Below are 1,848 nucleotides of genomic sequence, written 5' to 3' on the forward strand. Positions count from 1 at the left end.
CGGTACGGTTGCGTTCGTCGAAGGCGGGGTTGAGTTCCACCACGTCGAGCGAGGCCAGCAGTCCGGTGTCGGCGATCATTTCCATGCAAAGCTGCGCCTCGCGGTAGGTGGGGCCGCCGGGCACGGTGGTGCCCACGCCGGGGGCGATGTCAGGATCGAGGAAATCGACGTCGAAACTCACATGCAGATGGGTGTCGGCATCTACGCCTTCGAGCGCCCGGCGCATGGCGTTGCGCATGCCGTATTCGTCGATGTAGCGCATGTCGAACACGTCGAGCCCGGCCTGATGCACCAGCCGTTTTTCCTCCGCATCCACGCTGCGGATGCCGATCTGCCGGATGCAGGAGGGTTGCAGTTGCGGCGACGGGCCGCCCAGGGTAGTGAGCGCTTGCGGGCCGTTGCCGCACAGGCAGGCCACGGGCATGCCGTGGATGTTGCCGGTGGGCGTGACGGTATGGGTGTTGAAATCGGCATGGGCGTCGAGCCACAGCACGCGCAGCTTGCGGCCGTTTGCGCGGCAATGCTGCGCCACCGCGCTGAGCGAGCCGATGGCCAGGCAATGATCGCCGCCCAGCAGGATGGGTAGGGCTTGAGCCCGCAAGGCATCGCCCACGGCCTGATGCACCGCGGTGTTCCAGGCGATGACTTCGGGCAGATGGCGATAGCCGCAGGCCGGCGGCTGCCAAGGGTTGTGCGGGCCGGCGAGATTGCCGGTATCGAGCACGGTCAGGCCCTGAGCGCGCAGGGCGCGGTCGATGCCGGCCACGCGCAGCGCTTCCGGCCCCATCGAGGCGCCGCGGTCGCCCGCGCCGATGTCGGTGGGTGCGCCGATGAGATGAATGACGGGGCTGGCGCTCATGGGGCAGCAGGCTCGGATTCAGCCTCTGTGTCGCCCTCTGCACCGCCCTCCGCGCCGTTCGGATCGAAGGCCTGCGACAGCACGTCCCAGGCCTGCTCGGCGGTTTCGACAAAGTGGAACAGGTGCACGTCTTCGGGCGAGATCATGCCGGTCTCGACCAGAAAGTCGAAGTTGATCAGCTTGCGCCAGAAACTCTCGCCGAACAGCACGATGGGGCGCTGCCGCACCTTGCGCGCCTGTGTGAGCGTAAGCACCTCGAACAGTTCGTCGAGCGTGCCGAAGCCGCCGGGGAAGCACACCAGCGCGACCGAGCGCATGAGAAAGTGCATCTTGCGCAGCGCGAAATAGTGGAACTGGAAGCACAGCTCCGGCGTGATGTAGGGGTTGGGCCGCTGTTCGTGCTGCAGCACGATGTTCAGGCCGATGCTTTTGCCCTGGGCCTCGAACGCGCCGCGGTTGCCCGCCTCCATGATGCCGGGGCCGCCGCCGGTGACGACCACCAGCGGCGCGTCGGCATCGCAGGTGGCGCGGGTGACGAGAGTGGCGAAGCGCCGCGCCTCTTCGTAGTAGCGTGACATCTCGAGCTGCATGCGCGCCCGCGTCACCGCGAGGGCATCGCCCTTGGCGATGGTGTCGGCCAGGCGTTGCTGCGCCACGTCGCGCGGCAGGATGCGCGCACTGCCGAAGATCACCAGGGTGGACTCGATGCCGTGCTCGGTCTGGATCAGCTCGGGCTTGAGCAGCTCGAGCTGCATGCGCACCGCACGCATTTCTTCACGCAGGATGAACTCGGTGTCGGTGAACGCCAGTTTGTAGCTGCTGCCCGGCTGGTCGTAGGGCGAGGGCTCAACGGCGACGATGGCCGCATCTTCGCCCGCGCTGGGGAAGTTGCGGTCGGTGAGGTGGCTGCGTTTGTGGCGCAAAAGGCGTTGTTTGTTCATGAGGCAAGCATAGCGAATCGGTTTGAACGGGAAAGGGATGTTTCGCGA

At 66.4% G+C, this 1,848-nt stretch carries 2 protein-coding genes; both read right to left on the reverse strand.

What is annotated here, in order from left to right; genetic code table 11:
* Positions 1–859, reverse strand: an 859-nt coding sequence (gene rocF / locus AC2VLV_RS00605) for an arginase (protein WP_486988154.1), incomplete at its 3' end; no start/stop codon positions are given.
* Positions 856–1,800: an LOG family protein gene (locus tag AC2VLV_RS00610; protein WP_486988155.1), complete on the reverse strand. Its 945-nt coding sequence runs from the start codon at positions 1,798–1,800 to the stop codon at positions 856–858. The genes AC2VLV_RS00610 and rocF, both read right to left, overlap by 4 nt.
* Between the last annotated feature and the right edge of the window lie 48 nt (positions 1,801–1,848).

The sequence above is a fragment of the Thiomonas sp. TH-17 genome, assembly GCF_057473305.1.